Genomic DNA, 767 nt, shown 5'->3' with positions numbered 1-767 from the left:
CTGTACGAGATGCAGCGGGACGGCACTCTCCTGTTCCCGGCGATCAACGTCAATGACGCGGTCACCAAGTCGAAGTTCGACAACAAGTACGGCTGCCGGCACTCTCTGATCGACGGCATCAACCGGGCCACCGACACGCTGATCGGCGGCAAGACGGCGGTGGTGTGCGGTTACGGCGACGTGGGCAAGGGCTGTGCGGAGTCGCTGCGCGGGCAGGGTGCCCGGGTGATCATCACGGAGATCGACCCGATCTGCGCGTTGCAGGCGGCGATGGACGGCTACCAGGTGACCACGCTGGACGAGGTGGTCGAGACGGCGGACATCTTCGTCACCACGACGGGCAACAAGGACATCATCATGGCCTCGGACATGGCCAGGATGAAGCACCAGGCGATCGTCGGGAACATCGGTCACTTCGACAACGAGATCGACATGGCCGGTCTGGCGAGGATCGACGGGATCGTCAAGGACGAGGTCAAGCCGCAGGTGCACACCTGGACCTTCCCGGACGGCAAGGTGCTGATCGTGCTGTCCGAGGGCCGGCTGCTGAATCTGGGCAACGCGACGGGTCACCCGTCGTTCGTGATGTCCAACTCGTTCGCGGACCAGACGCTGGCCCAGATCGAGCTGTTCACCAAGCCCGACGAGTACCCGACCGGTGTGTATGTGCTGCCCAAGCACCTGGACGAGAAGGTCGCCCGGCTCCACCTCGACGCGCTCGGCGTCAAGCTGACCACGCTCCGCCCGGAGCAGGCCGAGTACATCGG

The 767-nt window shown here is 64.5% G+C and carries 1 protein-coding gene; it reads left to right on the top strand.

Annotated elements, in window-relative coordinates; all coding sequences use genetic code 11:
* The coding region (locus tag ACTT8P_RS38365; protein ID WP_442836414.1) for an adenosylhomocysteinase at positions 1 to 767 on the top strand (767 nt) is incomplete at both ends.

It is taken from the genome of Streptomyces sp. JW3 (assembly GCF_052216785.1).
In the GTDB taxonomy this organism is placed as follows: Bacteria; Actinomycetota; Actinomycetes; order Streptomycetales; family Streptomycetaceae; genus Streptomyces.
This window is presented reverse-complemented; position numbering and strand designations above follow the sequence as displayed.